Origin of the sequence: Klebsiella sp. Q11 (genome assembly GCF_964241505.1) — a bacterium.
Classification (GTDB): Bacteria; Pseudomonadota; Gammaproteobacteria; order Enterobacterales; family Enterobacteriaceae; genus Klebsiella; species Klebsiella michiganensis.
Window position 1 is genome coordinate 486,343 of sequence record NZ_CAXSXW010000001.1, and the last position, 21,290, is coordinate 507,632.

At 55.5% G+C, this 21,290-nt stretch carries 22 protein-coding genes; 10 read left to right on the forward strand and 12 right to left on the reverse strand.

What is annotated here, in order from left to right; genetic code table 11:
• The 8 genes from ACESQ2_RS02205 to ACESQ2_RS02240 are packed head-to-tail and all read left to right on the forward strand — an operon-like array spanning position 1 to position 8,253.
• The gene (locus ACESQ2_RS02205) at positions 1-1,218 is read left to right on the forward strand and encodes a lipopolysaccharide biosynthesis protein (protein ID WP_014228045.1); all 1,218 of its coding nucleotides are present in this window, start codon (positions 1-3) and stop codon (positions 1,216-1,218) included.
• Positions 1,209-2,591, forward strand: coding sequence for a hypothetical protein (locus ACESQ2_RS02210; RefSeq protein ID WP_014837479.1), 1,383 nt, complete (start codon positions 1,209-1,211; stop codon positions 2,589-2,591). The genes ACESQ2_RS02205 and ACESQ2_RS02210 overlap by 10 nt, the downstream gene beginning before the upstream one ends.
• Positions 2,584-3,609 carry a glycosyltransferase family 2 protein gene (locus ACESQ2_RS02215; protein WP_014837478.1) on the forward strand — a complete coding sequence of 342 codons (1,026 nt, stop codon included), beginning with the start codon at positions 2,584-2,586 and terminating at the stop codon, positions 3,607-3,609. Before ACESQ2_RS02210 ends, ACESQ2_RS02215 begins: the two co-directional genes overlap by 8 nt.
• Positions 3,590-4,804, forward strand: coding sequence for a glycosyltransferase family 4 protein (locus ACESQ2_RS02220; RefSeq protein ID WP_047724377.1), 1,215 nt, complete (start codon positions 3,590-3,592; stop codon positions 4,802-4,804). Before ACESQ2_RS02215 ends, ACESQ2_RS02220 begins: the two co-directional genes overlap by 20 nt.
• On the forward strand, positions 4,801-5,916 hold the full coding sequence (locus ACESQ2_RS02225; protein WP_373170130.1) for a glycosyltransferase family 4 protein: 1,116 nt from the start codon (positions 4,801-4,803) through the stop codon (positions 5,914-5,916). The genes ACESQ2_RS02220 and ACESQ2_RS02225 overlap by 4 nt, the downstream gene beginning before the upstream one ends.
• Complete coding sequence (locus tag ACESQ2_RS02230) at positions 5,913-6,323, forward strand: hypothetical protein (protein ID WP_025107261.1); 411 nt, start codon at positions 5,913-5,915, stop codon at positions 6,321-6,323. The genes ACESQ2_RS02225 and ACESQ2_RS02230 overlap by 4 nt, the downstream gene beginning before the upstream one ends.
• Before the next feature lie 2 nt (positions 6,324-6,325).
• Positions 6,326-7,744, forward strand: a complete 1,419-nt coding sequence (locus ACESQ2_RS02235; protein WP_172869240.1) for a DUF4832 domain-containing protein — start codon at positions 6,326-6,328, stop codon at positions 7,742-7,744.
• A gap of 2 nt (positions 7,745-7,746) precedes the next feature.
• Positions 7,747-8,253 (forward strand): serine acetyltransferase, encoded by a 507-nt coding sequence (locus ACESQ2_RS02240; protein WP_049084249.1) that lies wholly within the window; start codon positions 7,747-7,749, stop codon positions 8,251-8,253.
• A gap of 82 nt (positions 8,254-8,335) precedes the next feature.
• Here the strand turns inward: ACESQ2_RS02240 and crl are convergent, their stop codons facing one another.
• The 3 genes from crl to gpt all read right to left on the reverse strand — a co-directional run bounded on the left by crl (position 8,336) and on the right by gpt (position 10,601).
• The gene (gene crl, locus ACESQ2_RS02245; protein ID WP_004847949.1) at positions 8,336-8,734 is read right to left on the reverse strand and encodes a sigma factor-binding protein Crl; all 399 of its coding nucleotides are present in this window, start codon (positions 8,732-8,734) and stop codon (positions 8,336-8,338) included.
• Positions 8,735-8,791: 57 nt separating this feature from the next.
• A complete protein-coding gene (frsA, locus tag ACESQ2_RS02250; protein ID WP_004129202.1) occupies positions 8,792-10,036 on the reverse strand; it encodes an esterase FrsA in 1,245 nt (414 codons plus the stop codon).
• 106 nt (positions 10,037-10,142) lie between these two features.
• Entirely contained in the window at positions 10,143-10,601 is a 459-nt protein-coding gene (gene gpt / locus ACESQ2_RS02255; RefSeq protein WP_004129200.1) for a xanthine phosphoribosyltransferase, read from the reverse strand.
• A 258-nt stretch (positions 10,602-10,859) separates the two neighbouring features.
• Here gpt and pepD point away from each other — a divergent pair, with 258 nt between their 5' ends.
• Positions 10,860-12,317, forward strand: coding sequence for a cytosol nonspecific dipeptidase (pepD, locus tag ACESQ2_RS02260; RefSeq protein WP_014837473.1), 1,458 nt, complete (start codon positions 10,860-10,862; stop codon positions 12,315-12,317).
• A 102-nt stretch (positions 12,318-12,419) separates the two neighbouring features.
• Here pepD and ACESQ2_RS02265 read toward each other — a convergent pair whose 3' ends face one another.
• Together ACESQ2_RS02265 and dinB are read right to left on the reverse strand one after the other, a co-directional pair.
• Entirely contained in the window at positions 12,420-12,884 is a 465-nt protein-coding gene (locus ACESQ2_RS02265) for a GNAT family N-acetyltransferase (RefSeq protein ID WP_227634515.1), read from the reverse strand.
• A gap of 2 nt (positions 12,885-12,886) precedes the next feature.
• On the reverse strand, positions 12,887-13,942 hold the full coding sequence (dinB, locus tag ACESQ2_RS02270) for a DNA polymerase IV (RefSeq protein WP_025107266.1): 1,056 nt from the start codon (positions 13,940-13,942) through the stop codon (positions 12,887-12,889).
• Positions 13,943-14,101: 159 nt separating this feature from the next.
• Between dinB and ACESQ2_RS02275 the strand changes: the two genes are divergently transcribed.
• A complete protein-coding gene (locus ACESQ2_RS02275) occupies positions 14,102-14,959 on the forward strand; it encodes a glycerophosphodiester phosphodiesterase family protein (protein WP_014228033.1) in 858 nt (285 codons plus the stop codon).
• 32 nt (positions 14,960-14,991) lie between these two features.
• Here ACESQ2_RS02275 and nqrM read toward each other — a convergent pair whose 3' ends face one another.
• Genes nqrM through ACESQ2_RS02310 form a run of 7 tightly spaced genes read right to left on the reverse strand, consistent with a single transcriptional unit; the run spans position 14,992 to position 21,051 of the window.
• On the reverse strand, positions 14,992-15,207 hold the full coding sequence (gene nqrM / locus ACESQ2_RS02280; RefSeq protein WP_004847934.1) for a (Na+)-NQR maturation NqrM: 216 nt from the start codon (positions 15,205-15,207) through the stop codon (positions 14,992-14,994).
• Positions 15,208-15,209: 2 nt separating this feature from the next.
• Positions 15,210-16,433 (reverse strand): NADH:ubiquinone reductase (Na(+)-transporting) subunit F, encoded by a 1,224-nt coding sequence (gene nqrF, locus ACESQ2_RS02285; RefSeq protein WP_049070946.1) that lies wholly within the window; start codon positions 16,431-16,433, stop codon positions 15,210-15,212.
• 11 nt (positions 16,434-16,444) lie between these two features.
• A complete protein-coding gene (nqrE, locus tag ACESQ2_RS02290) occupies positions 16,445-17,041 on the reverse strand; it encodes an NADH:ubiquinone reductase (Na(+)-transporting) subunit E (protein ID WP_004847929.1) in 597 nt (198 codons plus the stop codon).
• Positions 17,042-17,047: 6 nt separating this feature from the next.
• Positions 17,048-17,686: an NADH:ubiquinone reductase (Na(+)-transporting) subunit D gene (locus ACESQ2_RS02295; protein WP_046877067.1), complete on the reverse strand. Its 639-nt coding sequence runs from the start codon at positions 17,684-17,686 to the stop codon at positions 17,048-17,050.
• The gene (locus tag ACESQ2_RS02300) at positions 17,679-18,473 is read right to left on the reverse strand and encodes a Na(+)-translocating NADH-quinone reductase subunit C (protein ID WP_004847924.1); all 795 of its coding nucleotides are present in this window, start codon (positions 18,471-18,473) and stop codon (positions 17,679-17,681) included. Before ACESQ2_RS02300 ends, ACESQ2_RS02295 begins: the two co-directional genes overlap by 8 nt.
• Positions 18,466-19,704: an NADH:ubiquinone reductase (Na(+)-transporting) subunit B gene (locus tag ACESQ2_RS02305; RefSeq protein ID WP_004847922.1), complete on the reverse strand. Its 1,239-nt coding sequence runs from the start codon at positions 19,702-19,704 to the stop codon at positions 18,466-18,468. The genes ACESQ2_RS02300 and ACESQ2_RS02305 overlap by 8 nt, the downstream gene beginning before the upstream one ends.
• Before the next feature lie 3 nt (positions 19,705-19,707).
• On the reverse strand, positions 19,708-21,051 hold the full coding sequence (locus tag ACESQ2_RS02310) for a Na(+)-translocating NADH-quinone reductase subunit A (protein ID WP_004847919.1): 1,344 nt from the start codon (positions 21,049-21,051) through the stop codon (positions 19,708-19,710).
• Positions 21,052-21,290: the final 239 nt, after the last annotated feature.

The window sequence follows — 21,290 nt, forward strand, 5'->3', positions numbered from 1 at the left end:
ATGAACTTAATTAAGAGTATTTCTTCAATCGCCAGCTCCTCGGTCCTCTCGCAGGCGATCGGCGCTTTTTCCGTATGGCTGATTTCCCATCGCTACGGCATGGCGGAAGTCGGGCACTATGCGATGATCTACAGCAACGTGCTGATTGGCGCGCAGGTTTGCACCTTTGCGTCGCAGCTGCTGATCCCGCGCCAGGAAGAGCATGAGCTGGGGCAGAACGTGGTGTTTTGCCTGCTGCAAAGCCTGCTTCTGGCGCTGCCGTGGGCGGTCATCACCGGACTGATATTCCATCTCAATATCGCGTTTCTCTACCTGCTCACCTTCGGCTATGCGCTGGTTTTGATCGCCGAGAACCTCTCGCTGCGCGGCGGTAACTATCAGTTCCTCACCTTCCAGCGTATCGCCGTGTCGCTGGTGGTGGCGATAGCTCTGCTGGCGATGCCGAATACCACGCTGTTCTATATTGCCTGGATGGCGGGCATTTTGCTGCTGCTCGGCCTCTGCCTGCTGCGTTTGTTTCGCTTCAGCACCCTGACGCCGGCGCACTTTTCACCACGGGCGAACGGCCTTTTTGCGCGCCAGCACTGGCAGCACCTCAGCCGCGTCGGCAGCGCGGAAGTGCTGGCGATGGCCAGCAATAACCTGCCGACGATGTTGATAAATATCTGGTTTTCACCGCTGGTCGCGGGCTATTTCTCGGTGGTGAGCCGCTTCTGTTTATCACCGGTGATGATTGTCGGTAACGCGGTGCGCAACTCCATCTTTTCAAAATGGTCGATGGATTTTCGCAACGGCACCTTTAACTATCCGGAGTACAAAAAGATTCGCCTGCTGCTGATGGCCGCGGCGCTGATCTGTATCCTTGGGATCTGGATTTTCTATCCGCTGGTCATGCGCCTGGGCTTCAGTCAGGAGTGGCTCAATTCCATTCCGACCTCACGCTATATGCTGCCTTATCTGTTCGCCGCGCTGGCCGTCAGTCCGCTGACCGTTATTGAGCTTATCTTTGGTTCTAAACGCTATTTTTTACGTATTCAGATCGAGCAGCTGCTGATCATTATCGTCGCTTTTATCGCGCTGCCTGAATTGGGCCAGCGCTATGAGATAGCCCTCCTGACGTTCTCCGTGCTGACCAGCATTCGCTATCTGTTCATCCTGCTGAAAATGAACAAACGGGCGCTACAGCTCTCCCGGCAGGAGCAGAAAATATGCAGCTAAACACCGGTCGCTATCTGGAGGTATTCGCGCTGACGACCATCGTCTTCTGCGGCACGATTCAGTATTTCACCGGCGTGGCAGCCGTGCTGTGGCTCCCCTTTTTCATGGTGCTGGTGATGGTGGTCCTGCTGATGATGCAAAGCCGGCCGCAGCCGCTGGCGCTTAGCGCGCGCGAGAAGGTGGTGCTGGCGCTGTATCTGACTTTTATCATCCTTAGCCTCTGCGCCACGGTTTTACAATCCGGCATCGTTACCGCCATCGTCGGCTTCAAAAACGAACTGGCCCTGTCGCTGGTGATGTTTTGCATGCTGCTCGGCATGTTTCGCGAGTCGCAGCTGCACCGCCTGACCCGGCTATTTTACTGGCTGTTCTACGTCCAGTTCCCGCTGGCTATCTATCAGGTGCTGGTGGTGGTGCCAAAACGCGTGGCTTTGCGCGGCGAGGATGAAAAGTGGGATTCGGTGGTCGGCACGTTTGGCGGCGACCCGATGGGCGGCGGCAATACCGCGGCTATGGGGATGTTCTGCCTGCTGATTATGCTGCTGAAGGTGTCCGAATTTAAGCACGGTATCTGCTCGTTCAAGTCGATGGCGGCGCATATCGTGCTGGCCTTTTTCCTCTGCGTGGTGGGCGAGGTAAAGTTCGTGATTCTGCTGTCGCCTTTCTTACTGGCGCTGCTGTGGATCATGCCCGCTTATGTCAGCGGCATCAGCAAAGTCACCCTGCGCTCGTTGATGATTATCGCCGCCGGAATGGTGGTGCTAATTTTTGCCGCTATCACCATTCTGGCGTCCAATTACTCGTCGGCCTTCGGCGGGGACCCAACCAAAAGCGCGCTCTCGGTATTTATCGATTCCCTCGGCTATATCTTTGATACCAATTACATTATGGAAAGCGGCGAGCTCGGCCGGTTTACCACTATTTTCTTCTGGCTCCAGCATAACGAGCTTTTTGGCCCCGGCGGGATGCTGTTTGGCTACGGTCTGAACGCCACCAACAGCGGCAGTACCGTCTCCCCCGGCTATATTGGCGCCTGGTATCATCTGATACTCGACTCCACCGCGCTGAGCATGATGCTGTGGGAAGTCGGTATTATCGGCGTGATCTTATTTATCGCCATGATTGCCGCTATTCTCATCGGCATGCGGCCCAAAGAGACCTTTTCCCGCTACGATCTCAAACGGGAAGATTTACAGCTGCTCAGCTCCGCGCCTGCGTTTTACGTCTTTGCCATTGGCTGTTTGCTCAGCCTTCCCTACAGCCAGATCCTGATGATCATTCCCATGCTACAGTTTTTATTATGGCTGGCCCTCGGGGCGCTTATTGTCATTCATCGTTCCGTCCGTCTGAACTCCGGTACCCAATATGAATAAAACGCCATCAATTACCGTCAGCATTAAGACCCTCAACGAAGCGCAGGGTATTGAAAAAACGATCGACAGCGTCCGCAAGCAATTGCAGCCTTACCCGCATCAGATTATCGTCGCCGATAGCCTGTCCACCGATAATACCCGCGAGCTGGCCGTCGCCAAAGACGCGATGGTGGTCTGCCTCGATAACGCGAAAGATCGCTGCTGCGGCGTGGGCCACCAGCTGGGCTGGTTATTCAGCGAAGGGGACTATCTGCTGCTGCTGGACGGCGATATGGAGCTGGAGCCGGGTTTTCTCGACACCGCCGTGGCGTTTCTTGAAACGCATCCCGAATATGCGGGCGTGGCGGGCAGCGTCGAGATGGATGACGCCGCTAACTATGAGTTTAAATCGCGCAAGCAGCGTCTGCATCTTATCTATCCGCAGGGCGATACCGATCATCTTGGCGGCGGCGGCCTTTACCGCCGTTCGGCAATCGAGAAAATTGGCTATCTGACCAATCTTAACCTTCACGGTTATGAAGAAGCCGAATTGGGGATCCGCTTGCAGGCCGCGGGCTATAAACTCCACCGCCTCGCCGCGCCCTATTTTAGCCATGCGTCCTATACCATGCCGACATTTAAAATGCTGACCTATCGCTGGAAGAACGGTTTTTTATGGGCGCCGGGTGAGCTATTACGCAACTGCTGGGGAAAAAAGCATTTCCCCGCCGCACTTAAGATTGTTCGCAACGAACTAATATTCACGCTGTATATCCTGGTATTGATTATTTGCCTCCTGTCGTTCAATCCCGGGGTGATTATTATCGCCCTGCTTCCGCTGCTGGCGTTTATCGCGCTGAAGGCGATTAAAAATAAGTCGCTGCGCGACGGCGTCCAGAGCGTGATCAACTTATCGTTATTTTCCGCAGGCATGGTGCGAGGCGTCATTAACCCCGTTCGCGATCCGCTGAAACAACCCGCCGTGACCGTCTCCAACCCAAAACATATCCAGACAGAACATGAAAATATTATTCGTTAATAAATTCTTTTTTATTAAGGGCGGAGCGGAAACCGTTTTTTTCCAGGAGCGAGACGCCATGCTGCAAGCGGGCTATCAGGTTGTCGACTTCAGCATGCAGCATGCGGAAAATAAGCCTTCGCCCTGGGAAAGCTTCTTCGTACATAACGTGGATTATCATCAAAGCCACGGGCTGACGGGCAAGCTCAAAGCGGGCATCGACTTTATCTACAACGCTGAGGCCTGCAATAAACTCAACACCCTGCTGCTGGAGCAGCGCCCGGATATTGTGCACTTTCACAATATTTATCATCAGCTGACGCCCGCATTGATTGGCGTCGCTAAGCGCTTTGGCTGCAAAACCGTACTGACGGCGCACGATTATAAAATCGTCTGCCCATCGTACACCATGCTGCGCGATGGCCACGTCTGCGATGACTGTCTTACCGGTTCGGTGAGCAACGCCTTTCGCCATCGTTGCCAGCAGGGCGATACCTTTAAAAGCCTGCTGCTCTCGCTTGAAGCCTACTGGCAAAAGTTCGCGCAAAATTACGCCATGCTCGATTGCATTATCGCTCCCAGCGAATTTATGCGTCAGACGCTGCGGCGTAAATTACCCAGGTCGCGGATCGATGTGATCGTCAACGGTATTGATGCCAGCACCACGATCCCGGGCGATACGGCGGGGGATTATTTCCTCTATATTGGCCGCTTGAGCCGTGAGAAAGGCGTGGCCACCCTGGCGCTGGCGCAGCAAAAAATGCAGCAGTCCATGCCGCTGAAAATCGTCGGCGATGGCCCTCTCGGCAGCGACCTGCGCGCCCGCTTTAGCGGTCCGGAATTTCTCGGCTATATGCGCCACGGAGACGCGCTCAACGCGTTGATTCGCGGCGCGCGGGCGGTGATCGTCCCTTCCGAATATTATGAAAACTGCTCGATGTCGGTGCTGGAGGCCATGGCGTTCGGTCGCCCCGTCGTCGGCGGCAATATCGGCGGCATTCCGGAGCAAATTCGCGATGGCATTGATGGCTATCTGGTGGAACCCGGGGATGCCGACGCGCTGGCGCGCATCATGGATAGCCTGGCCGCCAATCCGCAGCAGGCGCGTGAAATGGGCATCAACGCACGCCAGCGTTTAGAGGAGAAATACGATCTCGCCCGGCATATGCAGGTTCTGCAGGAACTCTATCAGCAGCTCGTGGGGGAAGCGAAATGAAGCTCAAAGTGACGGTGCTTGGCACCCGCGGTATTCCGAACGTCCAGGGCGGCGTGGAGACCCACTGCCAGAATCTCTATCCGGAAATCTATCACCAGAATCACGCCGATATCTGCGTCATTGCCCGCTCACCGTACGTGGACTATCGCCGTAGCGAATATAAAGGCGTGCGGTTGAAAAGCCTGTGGGCACCCAAAAGCCGTAAATTCGAAGCCATTATTCACTCTACGCTCGCCGCATTCAGCACCCTGTTTGACGGCTCAAATGTGGTTCACGTTCATGCGGTCGGCCCTGGCCTGGTGGTCCCGCTGCTGCGCCTGCTCGGCAAACGCGTCGTTTTTACCCACCACGGCCCGGACTACGACAGGCAGAAGTGGGGCAAAATGGCGAAAGAGATGCTGCGCCTCGGTGAGAAATGGGCGGTGAAATATGCCAACGAGGTTATTGTTATCTCGGAAGTGATTAATACGCTCATTAAGACCAAACACGGGCGTACCAACGCTAACGTGATCTATAACGGCGTGCGCCAACCGCAGCTTCCCGCCGAAGAGACGCGACGGGCCACGCTGAATCAGTATTCGCTGAAAGCCGGGCAATACGTTGTCGCCGTCGCCCGTTTTGTGGAAGAAAAAGGGCTGCACGATCTGCTTGCCGCCTACAAAGCCTCGAACTGTTCGCTGCCGCTGGTGCTGATTGGCGATGCCGACCATCCCGATGAGTACAGCGAGCGGCTGAAGAAGCAGGCGGCCGAAACCCCGGGAGCGATCATGACCGGTTTCATTAGCGGCGATCCGCTGCACACTTTGTTCTCACAGGCCGGGCTTTTTGTTCTACCGTCTTATCACGAAGGGCTGCCCATTGCCCTGCTGGAGGCCATGTCCTGGTCTCTGCCGGTTATCGTCAGCGATATTCCGGCCAACCTCGAGATTGGCCTGCCTGCCGAGGTCTATTTTCCGACGGGCAATGTCGCCGCGCTGGCGCAAAAGCTCCAGTCCTGGCGCGGCGAGGAGACCGCGGATTACAGCCAACTGATGCCTAAATACCGCTGGCCGGACATTGCGGCAAAAACCGCTCAGGTCTATCAGCGTTTAATGAATAAGAGTCAACCGTGACTAAATCAACATCCGACCTGGTCGTCGAGCGCTTTTATTCCGCGCTTGACCCGGAAACAGAAACCTCACTCACGCCGGAGCAAAAGCGCGGTATTGAACAGGCGCTGGTGAGAGCGAGCCTGGCCTCGCGCCATCGCATCGATTTTCGCCATAGCTTTCCTTTTCTGCATCGCCGCTATTTCGTGGTCTTTTTATGCGGCCGCGATCTGCGCAAAATTCCGCGAGAGAGTACGCTGCTCGGGCGTATATTCTCCACCCTGGCGATTACCATCGCCGTGCTGTTCGCCATTCTTGCGGTGCTGCTGGCGCTCTATATGCTGAAATCAGCGCTGGGTATCGATGTGTTTAAAAACTTCCACGTCGGTATCTGGACGTGGTTTGTGAACCTCCACGATAAAGTGAATTAACGATGAGCTCTTTTTCGCTGCGCCGCGCCGCGCGCCTTGTGGCGCTACTGCTGGCCGGAGTCATACCCTCAGCGGCAGTGCTGGCTGAACGCACGGTTATCACCCCGCCGGCCTTTACCGGTCTGTTGACAAACCCAGGCATCGGCGTGGCCAGTTTCCACGATGGTTATGGCCAGAAACCTTCTCTGAAAGAGTATCCGGACACCGGGTTTGAATACGATCGCTTTTACTGGAGCGATCTGGAGCCTGAAGAAGGCGTCTATGATTTTGCGCCGATCGATCGTGCTTTCAGCGTCGCCGCCCGGCATCAGCCGGCGATGAACGTCGGATTGCGTTTCATGGCGCTCGATGAACCGCAATCGGGCTCGAAAATCCCCGCCTGGCTTATCAAAAAAGGCATTCAGGGACAATGGGTCGAAAATGGCAAAACCTTTGTCCCGGACCTCAGCGATCCGACCTTTATCGCCTATGCGCAAAAGCTGCTTAACGCCCTCGGCGCGCGTTATGACGGCAATCCGAACCTCGCGTTTGTCGATATCGGCATGGTGGGTTCGTGGGGGGAATGGCACAACTCCAATTTCACTGACGTTGCGCCGTTGCTGGAAAAGTACGCTCCGGAGCAGCTCAATCGCTACGTTGATATGCACTTCAGCAGCTTCCCGAAAACGCCCAAAATCATGTTAATCAGCGGCGGTAATTCGCTGGCCTGGGCCAGCCAAAAAGGCGCGGGGTGGCGCGCGGATTGCTGGGGAGACTGGCATAACTTTTCCGCAGAGTGGAGCCATATGCGCGATGATTATCCTCAACGCCTGGCCGCGGCGCAGACGGCGTGGTCCGGGTTTAATGATAGCTGGCAGCACGCCCCCGTTAGCCTGGAAATTTGCGGTTATATGGCGGAGTGGGAAAGCGTGCAGCACTACACCCGCGAAGAGGTCCAGGCAAGCTTCGACTGGGCATTAGCGCAGCACGCCAGTACCCTGAATCTGAAATCGCGTCCGGTGCCGGCAGCGTATCGCGATATCGTTGATAGCGCGTTATTGCGAATCGGCTACCGCTACCGGGTGGGTCAGCTGGAATGGGATACGCCCGTACGCAGCGGCATGCCGCTTACGCTAAACGTCACCTGGCGTAACGACGGCGTCGCGCCAGCCTATCTCCCGTACCTTGTGCAATGGCGGATAGTCAATGACGCCGGAACGACCGTTACGCAAATCAAAACGGCGGATGACGTTCGCCAGTGGCTGCCCGGCGATCATCACAGCAGCGCTACGCTGCCGCTGCCTGCCGGACTCCCTGGCGGCCAATATCGTCTGGAAGCGGCACTGACCAATTATCAGGGCCAGCCGCGTATTCAACTCGCTAACGAAGGTAAAACCGGTGATGGATGGTATTCGCTGGCTTCGTTTAACCTTAAGGAATAACCATGTTTGAGGCTATCAGGCTGGTCGCCCGGGAAATCAAATCCTGCGGCGGCATAAAAGCGAAAATCGCGGTTCTGCTTTATCGTCTGGCGACGCTCTATCGCAGCCGTAATCCTCTGTGGAAGATCTGCGGGATCCCCTTCGTTATTCTCAATATCGTGATTAACGAGTGTTTATTTTGCATTGAGCTGCCGTGGCGAGCGCGCATTGGCTATGGGCTGAAGCTGTATCATCCGCACTGCATCGTGATTAATCGGGGAACGGTCATCGGCCAGAACTGCACCCTGCGCCAGGGCGTCACGATTGGCAGCGTGACCGACAGTCAGGGCCGTGAGGGCGACAGCCCGCGCATCGGCGATAACGTCGAATTTGGCGCCCACGCCGTGGTGATTGGCGCGGTCACGCTGGGCGACAACGTCAAGGTTGGGGCAGGCACGGTGGTGACCAAAGATCTGGCCGCAGGAATGATTGCCGTCGGTCAACCCTTTCGGGTATTAAACGGTATTTAGCGCGGGTTTGCCTGGGAAGGAAACCCGCGCTGGTCGAAACGCGGGTTTTATTGCGAGCAGGATGACAGCCGCTGACCGGAACTCAGGCTCTCAGCTTAACCGGTTCGCTAAAATCATCGGCGGGCTCCAGCTTAAGACTGAACGTCGCCAGCAACGCTTCGGCTCGTTCGTGAAAACCACGTAGCGTCTTTTCAAGCTTTTCAGTGACTTCAGGATCGTCAATCGCGACCGGACGCCAGACGCCCTCTTTGTCGAACAATCCAAACTGATAGCTATAGGTGAAGCGCGATTCCTGCGCTTCCATCTCCATCCACCATCCCCAGAACTCGCGTTTTTCAGGCGCTGGTTTTACGTTGACGCAAACAGCCAGGCAATCGAAAAAGAAGCGGTTGTCTTCACATTGCTCCTCACGGATGTAAGGGCCAAGCGCCGTGAATTTCTTAATCAGCTTACTCTTCAGGTGTCCACTCGGTAACGTCATTGCGATCTCCTTTAGTGATGCCATGACGTTACCAAATCGATAGAATTTAGCAATATATTAACTAAATCTATGGCTAATCCAGCGGGCGATCTGCCGCAGCGCGTGATCGAAATTGCGATAGACCGGATTGAACGGGATCTCCAGCAGCTTGCCGTCGGATGATGATGAAGTAATCAGCCGCGACTCCTCCTCCGGGCTGAACGGATCGTCTTTCCAGAAGCCTGAGAGCATCGGCGTGGGGCAGCGGCGTCCCAGCAGCCCCTGAACCTTCAGGGAATAGCGGTTAAGCTCAACGCGCAGCGCGTCGTCGGAAGCGTCATGCATCCCCAGCCGCGAAGCCAGAACGTCAAGATACATCTCCGGCACCCGCCCCTGATGCAGCGGGTCCACCAGCAGGCCGTGTACCACCGGCCCCAGGCAGGCCACCGCCTTCAGGCGCTGGGACTCAAGATAGCCCAGCCGCACGGCGATATTCGCGCCGAAACGGAAACCAAAAGCGGCCACGCGGGTATGATCGACCCAGGGCACATTAGCCAGATGCTGCAGCACATACTGGTGCAGCAGACTGGTATCCTGGGTCAGCTTGCATTTTGAGGAGAAACCGATGGAAGGCATATCCACGGTCAGCATAGCGATACCCAACGGCGCAAAATAGTTTTCATACAGGTTGTAATAATCGGTCTGTAGCGCGTCAAGCCCGCCGCACATCAGTACCGTCGGGAACGGCCCATCGCCTGGCGGCATATGCAGGAAACCGGTGATCGGCGCGGCGCCGGGGATAGAGAACTCCAGCTCTCGCAGCTTGCCGGGCAAGCGCTGAGCGGCTTCTTCATAAGCCCGGTATGCCAGCACCTGCGCCTGTTCCGCCAGCTCATCGCCCTTGATGTGCGGATAGGCGGCAATGCTGTAAAGGTTTGCCGCATGGAGCCAGTGACGACCGCTCACGAGCAGATTCTCTTCCTGACCGGCCTTCTGCTGCCAGTCCATCGCCTGTTTGGCCCATTCAAAGATCCAGTTGCCGCCGCGATAGCCAACGACCGTATCGTAAAGCTCCGGGTCGGTTCGCTCGGCATCGCTCATGACGATGCGCGCCTGCACGTCGAGGATTTCCTGCGGCGTCACGCCACGCCAGATCCACATCAGGCGGTTAATCAATCGATACCAGTGATCAACGTGATTACCGCTGAGCGCAGACTGGATCGGTTGCTGCGCTCCGGTATTAAACCGACGCACCAGCGTGGAGGTTTCCGGATGTTTGAATCGGGGTTTAAACAGCGTTTCGCTAAGGTTAGCCTGGGACATGTGCAGCCTCCATCATGTTGCCACTGAAGCTATTGTAACCTGCGCAAGGGTAAAAAAAACCACGCCCGGCAAAACCGGGCGTGGTAATTAGCATTTATGCTGGAAATTAACGACCTGCGATAGGCGGTACGAACACCACGCCCATATCCCACGGCTGTTCAATCCAGGTATCCTGAGGAATATCAACAACATAATCATCAACCAGCGGGCGACCGGCCGGTTTTGCGAAGATAGTGACAAAATGTGCTTTCGGATACATTTCGCGGATGGCTACGGCGGTACCGCCGGTGTCGACGAGGTCATCGATCACGATAAAGCCTTCGCCATCGCCTTCCGCACGTTTCAGCACGGTCAGTTCACGCTGATTATCGTGGTCATAGCTTGAGATGCAAACGGTATCAACATGACGAATACCCAGTTCACGCGCCAGTAGTGCTCCCGGTACCAGACCGCCGCGGCTAACGGCAATAATGCCTTTCCACTGTTCAACCGGCAGCAGGCGTGTGGCCAGCTTGCGGGCGTGAATCTGCAACATGTCCCAGGTGACGACGTATTTTTCGCTCATGTGAAGTGTCCCAGCCTGTGTAATACGGCTTAAATAATGTTCGAGGGGGAAAATGGTTGCGCGAGATTATAGAGATCTGACGCGCTAAAAACCAGCGTTAAGCGGCCACGACGACTCTTTTTACGTGGTTTACACTACCAGAGTACACGGAAAGTGGTATTCTCAACCCCATCGCGCAAGCCCGAGCTTGTAGTGTATTTGATTGCTAACCCCTCGATCTGCAAACGACTTTTGCAGGTGATTGTAAGGAGACTTATCGTGTCTGAACTGTCTCAATTATCCCCGCAGCCGCTGTGGGATATTTTTGCCAAAATCTGCTCTATTCCTCACCCCTCCTATCACGAAGAACAGCTCGCTGAGCACATCATGGGCTGGGCAAAAGAAAAAGGCTTACACGCGGAACGCGACCAGGTTGGCAACATTCTGATTCGTAAAGGCGCGACTGCCGGTATGGAAAACCGCAAACCAGTTGTGCTGCAGGCGCACCTCGATATGGTGCCGCAGAAAAACAACGATACCGTTCATGACTTCGCTAAGGACCCGATTCAGCCGTACATCGACGGCGAGTGGGTCAAAGCGCGCGGCACCACCCTGGGCGCCGACAACGGTATCGGCATGGCTTCCGCGCTGGCGGTACTGGCTGACGACAACGTGGTTCACGGCCCGCTGGAAGTGCTGCTGACCATGACGGAAGAAGCCGGTATGGACGGCGCGTTTGGCCTGCAGGCCAACTGGCTGCAGGCGGATATCCTGATCAACACCGACTCCGAAGAAGAAGGTGAGATTTACATGGGCTGCGCGGGGGGTATCGACTTCACCTCTGATCTGGCGCTGACCCGCGAAGCCGTTCCGGCCGGTTTCCAGAGCTTTAAGCTGACCCTTAAAGGACTCAAAGGCGGCCACTCCGGCGGCGAGATCCACGTTGGTTTAGGTAATGCCAACAAGCTGCTGGCACGCTTCCTCGCAGGCCATGCTGAAGAGCTGGATCTGCGCCTGGTCGATTTCAACGGCGGCACCCTGCGCAACGCGATCCCGCGTGAAGCGTTCGCGACAGTCGCCGTGGCCGCGGATAAAGCGGACGCGCTGAAAGCGCTGGCTAATGAGTACCAGGCGATCCTGAAAAACGAGCTGGCGGCCAAAGAGAAAAACCTGACTGTGCTGCTGGAGTCGGTTGCTAACGAGCAGCCTGCGCTGACGGCCCAATCTCGTGATACCTTTGTGCGTCTGCTGAACGCCACGCCAAACGGCGTCATCCGCAACTCTGATGTGGCAAAAGGCGTGGTGGAAACCTCGCTGAACGTCGGCGTGGTGACCATGACCAGCGACAACGTGCAGATTCACTGCCTGATTCGCTCGCTGATCGACAGCGGCAAAGATTATGTCGTGAGCATGCTGGATTCGCTGGGCAAGCTGGCCGGTGCGAAAACCGAAGCGAAAGGCGCCTACCCGGGCTGGCAGCCGGACGCCAACTCGCCGGTGATGCATCTGGTGCGTGAAACCTATCAGCGTCTGTTCAACAAGACGCCGAACATCCAGATTATCCACGCGGGCCTGGAGTGCGGGCTGTTCAAAAAACCGTATCCGGATATGGACATGGTTTCTATCGGGCCAACCATCACCGGTCCTCACTCCCCGGATGAGCAGGTTCATATCGAAAGCGTGGGCCAGTACTGGACGCTGCTGACTGAACTGCTGAAATCCATTCCGGCGAAGTAAGACAACACAGGCCCACTGCGCAGAGAGTGGGCCTTTTCTTTATAAAATGACCGAGCGAAAGCACGCCGTGCCGATTGTGGTAACCGCATCCGGGCATACCTGTCACGCGCTGTATGTGGGGTCGATTTGCCGCCGCATCAAATAATTAAGAAAATTTTCACCCCGCACCGTCACTTCCTGTGGCTGAATAACCGTGAAGCCGTGACGCGCAAAAAAGGGCTTTGCCGTAATACTGGCCTCTACCGTATAAGCGCGCTCAGGAAGCTGCCTCAATAGCGTATTGAGCAGCGCGCTGGCGACGCCCTGGCGGCTATAGTCGGGAGAGACAAATAGTAAATCGATATAGTCATCCACGGCGGTAATAAACCCGACCGGCGAGGCATCATTTATTGCCACCAGTACGCGTGACGCCGCGAGTTTTTGCCGCCAGCGGGCTTCATCAACCTGCGCCCAGGCGGCAATTTGCCGGGGGGAATAGTCGGCGCTGGCAGTCTCTTTAACGGCGCGTAAAAATAGTGCGCATAGCGCCGGAAAATCCCGCTCTTCGTACATTCTTATCGTTAACATCGTTACAATCCCAAAACGAGTTGCCGCTCCAGCTGCGGATCAAGCAGCGTCACGTGCAGCCCCACCAGCCTGACTCCCCGACCTCCGCGCCGCTCGTGCCAGGCTTTGTGCGCGGTAGAAATCAAATCATCTTTATTCAGCCGGGGCCAGACATGTTCCTGGGTGGTGAGCTGAAAATCATTAAACTTCAGCTTGACACCCTGACGGGCAATCAGCAAATCCGGTTTAACCTTCGCCAGTCGCCGTTCCAGCTCCGGGTAGAGGTTCTCAATAATCGATTCACACTCCGCCCATTCGTGGATATCTTCTATCAGGGTTCGTTCAACGCCCACCGATTTGCGCTGGCGCTCGCTGCTGATTTCTCGTTCATCAATCCCCTGGCTGCGCTCCCACAGTATCCGCCCAAATTTACCAAAGCGCTTGAGCAGCATCGCCAGATCGCTGTTCTGCACATCTTCACAGGTCCTCAGCCCCATGCTCTCGAGCTTCGCGGCGGAAACCTTGCCGACCCCCGGGATCTTCGATAGCGGCAACGTTTTGACAAACTCCGCGACCTGATGCGGCGCAATAACAAACTGACCGTTGGGTTTATTCAGATCCGAGGCGATTTTTGCGAGAAATTTTACCGGCGCAATTCCTGCCGAGGCGGTCAAATTTAGCTCACGATGGATGGTCTCGCGGATCTCCTGCGCCATCAGCGTCGCTGACCCCTGACAATGAACGCTGTCGCTAACGTCGAGATAGGCTTCGTCCAGCGATAATGGTTCGATTAACGAGGTATAGCGGGAAAAAATCTCCCGGATATGGTTCGACGCCTCTTTATAGGCGTCAAAGCGGCCGGGAAGCAGCGTCAGGTGGGGGCAAAGTTTGAGCGCGGTGGCGGTTGGCATGGCGCTGCGCACGCCGAATTTACGCGCCGGATAGTTAGCCGTACTGATAACACCGCGCTGCACCCGACTGCCGCCAATGGCAATAGGGATGTCGCGCAGTGCCGGGTTGTCACGCATTTCCACCGCCGCGAAGAAGCAGTCCATATCAACGTGGATGATTTTACGCATAGCCAAACCTTAGACTGTACATGCATACAGTATAGCAAAAGACGGCGAAATTTAATCTTTTTAAATCCACTATCCTGAAAAACATGCTACAACATAAAAATGCAATAAATATAAGTTACTTTTCATATAGTTATATGAGCATATAAGGTGAATGCAATCATGAAATCAATACTTACTGCGCTTGGTTTGCTTATTGCCAGCAGCGCCTGCGCCGCGCCGCAGCTCATTGCGCATCGGGGAGGCACCGGCGATGCGCCGGAAAATACCCTTCCGGCGATAAAACTTGCGCTGGAGAATAAGGCCGAGGCGATTTGGATAACGGTACAATTAAGCCAGGATGGCGTTCCGGTCTTATATCGCCCGAGCGATCTGTCCGCGCTGACTGACCATACGGGGAAAATCTCAAGCTTCAGCGCTGCCGAGCTGACCCGTATGGACGCGGGATGGACATGGGGCGGTGAAACTCACCCCTGGCGCGGTAAAAACGCAACCATTCCAACGCTGCAATCGGTACTGGAACAGTGGCCGCAGACCTTCTTTTACATCGATATCAAATCGCCTGATGCAGATCCGGCCATCATGGCGGCGCGTCTTAGCGAAGTACTGCAAAAGACCAATAGCCTCTCGCGCGTACGGGTGTATTCAACGGAAGACCGCTATATCGCGGCGCTGCCAGCATCAATCCCCCATTTCGTCAGCCGGGGCGAAACGCGAACGAAGCTGGCTAATATTTCACTTAGCCACCAGTGCCAGCCAACCGCGGCGTCGGGCAATGAATACTGGTACGGTCTGGAGCTGAAACGCAAGGTAGAAGTAGTGGAGAAGTTCACGCTGGGCGAAGGCGTATCGCCAGCCACGCTCACCTGGGATAAAGAAGCTATGGATTGTTTCCGCTCACAGGGCAAAGCCCATATTGTCTTCTTCGGCATTAATAGTGCCGATGATTTTCGTACCGCAAGCGAGCTTGGCGCCGACGGCGTAATGGTAGACTCGCCGGCGAAAGCGAAAGCCTGGTAAATCAAAAAAGGCCGCACGGTGCGGCCTGCTGTTTATAGGATGCGATCCTGCTTGCGCTGCGCTTCGCGAGCCAGGCGTTTTTTGCGCGCATCGCAGGGCTCGGGACAGTCGCAGACCTTTTCCATACCCAGCGATGAGATCCCGCCGCAGCTGCCCTGAATACTTTTGCGCTTGATCAGATAACCAAGCGACATTCCCAGGATAACCAGCGCGAAAATCACAAAGGTCGCAACAAATACCGTCAGCATCATCAGCCTCCAAAATCGTCCAGCATGATGTTTTCATCCTCAACGCCGAGATCTTTAAGCATTTTAATGACCGCGGCGTTCATCACCGGCGGCCCGCACATGTAGAATTCACAATCTTCCGGCGCCGGGTGATCGCGCAGATAGTTTTCATACAGAACGTTATGAATAAAGCCGGTATGGCCGGTCCAGTTATCTTCCGGCTGCGGATCGGAGAGCGCCACGTGGAAGGTAAAATTCGGGTTTTCCCGCGCCAGCTGCTCGAATTCGTCATCATAGAACATTTCTCGCAGAGAGCGCGCACCGTACCAGAAGCTGATTTTACGTTTGCTGTGCAGCCGCTTAAGCTGGTCGAAAATATGCGAGCGCATCGGCGCCATCCCCGCTCCGCCGCCGATAAAGACCATCTCAGCGTCCGTTTCTTTGGCAAAAAATTCCCCAAACGGCCCGGAAATCGTCACTTTATCGCCCGGCTTCAGCGACCAGATATAGGAGGACATGATCCCCGGAGGCGCATCAGGTACCTGCGGCGGCGGCGTTGCAATACGCACGTTGAGCATGATGATACCCTTCTCTTCCGGATAGTTAGCCATGGAGTAGGCGCGTAGCGTTGGCTCCTTCACGTCAGAGACGTAGCGGAAAAGGTTAAATTTATCCCAGTCACCGCGATACTCGTCCGGAACGTCAAAGTCGGCATAGGCAACCTTGTGCGAGGGGCATTCGATCTGAATGTATCCACCGGCCCGGAACGGAACCGCGTCACCGTCCGGCACGCGCAGCTTCAGCTCCTTGATAAAAGTGGCTTTGTTATCGTTCGAGATAACTTCACACTCCCACTTCTTAACGCCAAAAATCTCCTCCGGCAGCTCAATTTTCATGTTCTGCTTCACCGCGACCTGGCAGGCCAGACGGCAGCCCTCTCTCGCCTCACGCTTGGTGATATGAGACAGTTCGGTAGGCAGAATATCACCGCCGCCCTCTTTCACCACCACCCGGCACTGGCCGCAGGAGCCGCCGCCGCCGCAGGCGGATGAAACAAAGATACTGTTACTGGAGAGCGTATTCAGCAGCTTGTCGCCGGCCGGAGTACGAATTTGTTTATCCGCTTCGTTATTGATTTCAATGACCACGTCGCCCGCATTCACTAATTTCGAACGCGCGGCCAGTATCAGCCCCGATAGTACCAGGACGATCAGCGTGAACATCACTACGCCAAGAATTATTTCCATACTTTCCGCCCTTATAGCTGCACACCGGAGAATGACATAAAGCCCAGCGCCATCAGACCCGTGGTAATAAAGGTGATCCCTAACCCGCGAAGACCCGCAGGCACGTTTGCGTATTTCATTTTTTCACGAATGCCCGCCATCGCCACAATTGCCAGCAGCCAGCCGATGCCGGAGCCAAAGCCGTAAACGATGGATTCGGTGAAGTTATAGTCACGCTGCACCATGAAGGAGACGCCGCCAAAGATCGCACAGTTGACGGCGATCAGCGGCAGGAAGATCCCCAGCGCGTTATAGAGCGTCGGGAAGTACTTATCGAGGATCATCTCCAGGATTTGCACCAGCGCGGCAATCACACCAATAAAGGTGATAAAGTTCAGAAAGCTTAAGTCAACGCCTTCCACCAGCGCGCCGTCGCGCAGCACCAGGTTATACACCAGATTGTTGATCGGCACCGCCAGCCCAAGTACGACCGTTACCGCCACGCCGAGTCCGAAAGCGGTCGAGACCTTTTTCGATACCGCGAGGAAAGTACACATCCCAAGAAAGAAGGCCAGCGCCATATTTTCAACAAACACGGCGCGGACAAACAGGCTAATATAATGAGCCATAATCGGTTACTCCTTTTCCTGCTGTTCAGGCTTCCAGCTGCGCACCGCCCAAATCAACAAACCGATAATGAAGAACGCACTGGGCGCCAGAAGAAACAGGCCATTTGGCTGATACCAGCCGCCGTTCTGCACCGTTTCCAGCACCGTGATGCCAAACAGTTTCCCGCTGCCAATCAGCTCGCGCAGAAAGCCGACAATCAACAGAATCGCGCCATATCCCAGACCGTTGCCGATACCGTCCATAAAGCTCGCCAACGGCGGCGATTTCATGGCATAGGCTTCGGCGCGCCCCATCACGATACAGTTAGTGATGATCAAACCGACGAAAACCGATAGCTGTTTCGAGATCTCATAGGCAAACGCGCGTAGCAGTTGGTCAACCACGATAACCAGTGAGGCGATAATCGCCATCTGCACAATGATGCGCACGCTATTCGGAATATGGTGACGAATCATGGAGATAAACATGCTGGAGAATGCCGTAACCAGCGTCACCGCGATGGTCATCACAAAAGCGGTCTCCAGCTTGGTGGTCACCGCCAGCGCGGAACAGACGCCCAGAACCTGCAGGGTGATAGGGTTATTAGCGATAAGCGGCCCCACCAGCACGCGCTTCATTTCTTTCATGTCGCCTAAATCAGCCATTATTCAGCTCCCCTTCACGCACCTTTTGCAGGAATGGGCCAAAGCCCAGTTTGCCCATCCAGAAATCAAAGCTATGCTGCACGCCGTTTGACGTCAGCGTTGCACCCGACAGGCCATCAACGGCGTGCAGGTCGCCCGGACGCGCGCCGCCTTTGACGATTCTCAGCGCAGGCATCCCTTTATCATCAAGCACTTGTTTACCGACGAACTGCTGGCGCCAGTTGGGGTTTTCAATTTCCCCGCCCAGCCCCGGCGTCTCACCGTGATCGTAATAGGTGATCCCTTTGACCGTGCGGCCATCGGTTTCCAGCGCAACAAAAGCGTACATCACCGACCACAGGCCGTTACCGTAAATCGGCAGTACCACTTCCTGAATCTGCTGCTTTTCATCGCGCACCAGGTAAATTTCGGCAATATTACTGCGGCGTTTGATACCGGCAGGATCCTGACTCGCCTCCAGCTGTAGGCTCTGCTGAGGGTCTTTCAGGGCCTGAGCCTGATTAAACTTGCCCGGATCTTTATCCAGCAGCTCACCGCTGGCTAAGTCGACTAAACGCGGAGAGATATGGGCCTTAAAAATGTCAGCCACTTCATCTGCGCTCATCCCCTGCTTCATCAGACCGGCAACCGCCAGGATATTGCGCTGCTTATCGAGAGCGCGCTGCTCCTGCTGGCGCGATTTTAGCCCCACGGCAGAACCGGCGACCACAATTGAGCAGACCAGACAAAGCACCAGCACCACCAGCAGCGTTTTGCCGATGCTATCGTTACTTTTATTCTCAGCCACGCGATTTCCTCCGCTTAATATTGGCCCGCACCACCAGGTAATCAAACAGCGGCGCGAAGAGGTTGGCGAAGAGGATCGCCAGCATCATCCCTTCCGGATAGGCCGGGTTGACCACGCGAATCAGGACGCACATCACGCCGATCAGCAGGCCATAGCTCCATTTACCTTTATCCGTAAACGACGCGGACACCGGGTCCGTCGCCATAAACATCATGCCGAAAGCAAAACCGCCGAGCACCAGATGCCAGTACCACGGCATGGCAAACATCGGGTTGGTATCAGACCCTATAAAGTTAAACAGCGTCGCGGTGGCCACCATGCCGATGAAAACCCCTGCGACAATGCGCCACGAGGCCACACGACCAAAAATGATGATGGCGCCGCCGATGAGAATCATCAGCGTCGAGACTTCGCCAATCGACCCCGGGATATTGCCGAGGAAGGCGTCCATCCAGCTTACCGGCTGGCCGGTAGAGACGTTAACCAGCGATTCACCGCCGCCGCTTGCCCACTGGGATAACGGCGTCGCGCCGGAGAAACCATCCGCCGCAGTCCACACCAGGTCGCCGGAAATTTGCGCCGGCCAGGCAAAGAATAAAAACGCGCGCCCCGCCAGCGCCGGGTTGAGAAAGTTACGCCCGGTTCCGCCAAAAATCTCCTTGGCCATGACGACGCCGAAGGTAATCCCGAACGCGGCCTGCCATAGCGGCAGCGATGGCGGCACAATCAGCGCGAACAGAATTGACGTCACGAAGAAGCCTTCGTTTATTTCGTGCTTGCGCACGATAGCAAACAAGACTTCCCAGAACCCGCCGACAAGAAACACGGTGATGTAGATAGGCAGGAAAAATACTGCCCCCAGGGTCATCATACTGAGCCAACCGGCGTCAGCGGTGAAGTTCACCCCCAACCACTGCGCGATGCTGTAGTGCCAGTTCCCGGCGATAACCTGCTGCAGCTGCTCAGCGCCGTATAATTTATGCAGTGCCGGAATGGTCTGCAGGCCAACGTTATACATTCCCCAGAACATCGCCGGGAAAACGGCGAACCACACCAGAATCATCATCCGCTTGAGATCGATGGCGTCTCTGACGTGCGCCGCGCCGCGCGTGACCTGCCCGGGGGTGTAGAACAGCGTCGCCGTCGCTTCAAACAGCGGATAGTATTTTTCCAGCTTGCCGCCGTGCGTAAAGTGCGGCTCAATTTTGTCAAACAGTTGCTTTAAGCCCATCACTTATCCTTCCTGCTCTATCTGGGTTAACACGCTGCGCAATGCCGGGCCATATTCGTACTTGCCGGGACATACGTAGGTGCAAAGCGCCAGGTCTTCTTCATCCAGTTCCAGACAGCCCAGCGCCTGCGCGCTGTCGGTATCCCCCGCCAGCAAATCACGCAACAGCATGGTGGGCAGAATATCCAGCGGCATCACTCGCTCATAGTTGCCAATCGGCACCATAGCCCGCTCGCCGCCGTTGGTATCTGTCGAGAAATTAAATAGCTTACGCTTCATAAAATGGCCGAGCGTGGTGCGGGTGATGGAAAATTTATCTTTCCCGGGCATTACCCAGCCGAACAGCTCTTTCTCACGCCCCTCTTTTACGACGCTTATCTGTAAATGAAAGCGGCCAAGAAAAGCATGGGGCCCTTGAGCATGCGTTCCGCTGAGGACTGAACCAGAAATAACGCGGTTTTCATCATCCAGAAGTTCATCTGCCAGCAGTTCATCAAGGCTGGCGCCAGAGCAGGTCTTTAATAAACGAGGCTCTTTCACCTGCGGGCCGCCGAGCGCAACAATGCGTTCGCTAGACAACTCCCCTTCAAGGAACAATTTGCCAACGGCGATAACGTCCTGATAGTTAAGATGCCAGACCTGCTTTTTCAGGCTAACCGGCTCGAGAAAATGGATGTGGGTCCCGACCAGCCCGGCCGGATGCGGCCCGGCAAACTGGTTGAAGGTCACCTGGCCCACGGGATGCCCGCCAAGCTTGCCACCGCTGGCCTGGCAGACGTGGACCTTACCGTCGGTCAACCGCGTCAACAGGGTTAAGCCCGCGTCAAAAGCCTCGCGCTGGGCCAGAATGATTGGCTGAGGATCTGCCGCCAGTGGATTCGTATCTATGGCGGTGACAAATATGGCCGCGGGAACGCTGCCCGGCGCAGGTATTTTGCTGAAAGGGCGGGTGCGAAACGCCGTCCACATCCCCGACTCCACCAGCTGCTGCTGCACGGCCTCGCGCGTCAACGCGGCAAGATCGGCTAATTCATAGCGGGGAAAATGAACGGCATCATCGCCATCTACGTCAATAACGACCGATTGCAGAACCCGCCGTTCGCCGCGATGAATGGCGCTGATGGTTCCACTCGCAGGGGCAGTAAATCGCACGCCAGGATTTCTTTTATCTTCGAACAGAAGCTGACCTTTTTGTACCCGGTCGCCTTCACGCACCGCCATTGAGGGGCGCATACCGATGTACTCTTCACCCAACAGCGCAACGCGCTTGACCGCAGTCTTCGAAGAAATCTGCTGTGATGGCATGCCAGCTATGGGCAAATTTAGCCCTTTCGTGATTTTAATCATATCGTTAGCAGGTATCCGTTACGTAAACCCCGGTATCAGACCGAGGCCAGCATAATTAATGGAAAATAAGAGGAAGAAAGGAACATCGTAGTCCTGGTGATTCACAAGACGGGAGAGAAGCATCCTTTCTTACCCTGAGTATTTAGCGGAGCAAGTGTAACATTTCGTGAGCAGCGCCTGTAGACAAACTGCCATTAAGTCGTTCTAAAATGCGAGCTATTACGCAAAGTTCTGACTGC

Excerpts from the sequence above, each read along its gene's own strand:
- ACESQ2_RS02220 (WP_047724377.1), top strand. The coding sequence starts at position 3,590 with ATGAAAATATTATTCGTTAATAAATTCTTTTTTATTAAGGGCGGAGCG.
- crl (WP_004847949.1), bottom strand. The coding sequence starts at position 8,734 with ATGACGTTACCGAGTGGACACCTGAAGAGTAAGCTGATTAAGAAATTC.
- ACESQ2_RS02240 (WP_049084249.1), top strand. The coding sequence starts at position 7,747 with ATGTTTGAGGCTATCAGGCTGGTCGCCCGGGAAATCAAATCCTGCGGC.
- ACESQ2_RS02205 (WP_014228045.1), top strand. The coding sequence starts at position 1 with ATGAACTTAATTAAGAGTATTTCTTCAATCGCCAGCTCCTCGGTCCTC.
- frsA (WP_004129202.1), bottom strand. The coding sequence starts at position 10,036 with ATGTCCCAGGCTAACCTTAGCGAAACGCTGTTTAAACCCCGATTCAAA.
- ACESQ2_RS02265 (WP_227634515.1), bottom strand. The coding sequence starts at position 12,884 with ATGTTAACGATAAGAATGTACGAAGAGCGGGATTTTCCGGCGCTATGC.
- ACESQ2_RS02225 (WP_373170130.1), top strand. The coding sequence starts at position 4,801 with ATGAAGCTCAAAGTGACGGTGCTTGGCACCCGCGGTATTCCGAACGTC.
- nqrF (WP_049070946.1), bottom strand. The coding sequence starts at position 16,433 with ATGGAAATAATTCTTGGCGTAGTGATGTTCACGCTGATCGTCCTGGTA.
- dinB (WP_025107266.1), bottom strand. The coding sequence starts at position 13,942 with ATGCGTAAAATCATCCACGTTGATATGGACTGCTTCTTCGCGGCGGTG.
- ACESQ2_RS02235 (WP_172869240.1), top strand. The coding sequence starts at position 6,326 with ATGAGCTCTTTTTCGCTGCGCCGCGCCGCGCGCCTTGTGGCGCTACTG.
- ACESQ2_RS02210 (WP_014837479.1), top strand. The coding sequence starts at position 1,209 with ATGCAGCTAAACACCGGTCGCTATCTGGAGGTATTCGCGCTGACGACC.
- nqrM (WP_004847934.1), bottom strand. The coding sequence starts at position 15,207 with ATGCTGACGGTATTTGTTGCGACCTTTGTGATTTTCGCGCTGGTTATC.
- ACESQ2_RS02295 (WP_046877067.1), bottom strand. The coding sequence starts at position 17,686 with ATGGCTGATTTAGGCGACATGAAAGAAATGAAGCGCGTGCTGGTGGGG.
- gpt (WP_004129200.1), bottom strand. The coding sequence starts at position 10,601 with ATGAGCGAAAAATACGTCGTCACCTGGGACATGTTGCAGATTCACGCC.
- ACESQ2_RS02305 (WP_004847922.1), bottom strand. The coding sequence starts at position 19,704 with ATGGGCTTAAAGCAACTGTTTGACAAAATTGAGCCGCACTTTACGCAC.
- ACESQ2_RS02310 (WP_004847919.1), bottom strand. The coding sequence starts at position 21,051 with ATGATTAAAATCACGAAAGGGCTAAATTTGCCCATAGCTGGCATGCCA.
- nqrE (WP_004847929.1), bottom strand. The coding sequence starts at position 17,041 with ATGGCTCATTATATTAGCCTGTTTGTCCGCGCCGTGTTTGTTGAAAAT.
- ACESQ2_RS02275 (WP_014228033.1), top strand. The coding sequence starts at position 14,102 with ATGAAATCAATACTTACTGCGCTTGGTTTGCTTATTGCCAGCAGCGCC.
- ACESQ2_RS02215 (WP_014837478.1), top strand. The coding sequence starts at position 2,584 with ATGAATAAAACGCCATCAATTACCGTCAGCATTAAGACCCTCAACGAA.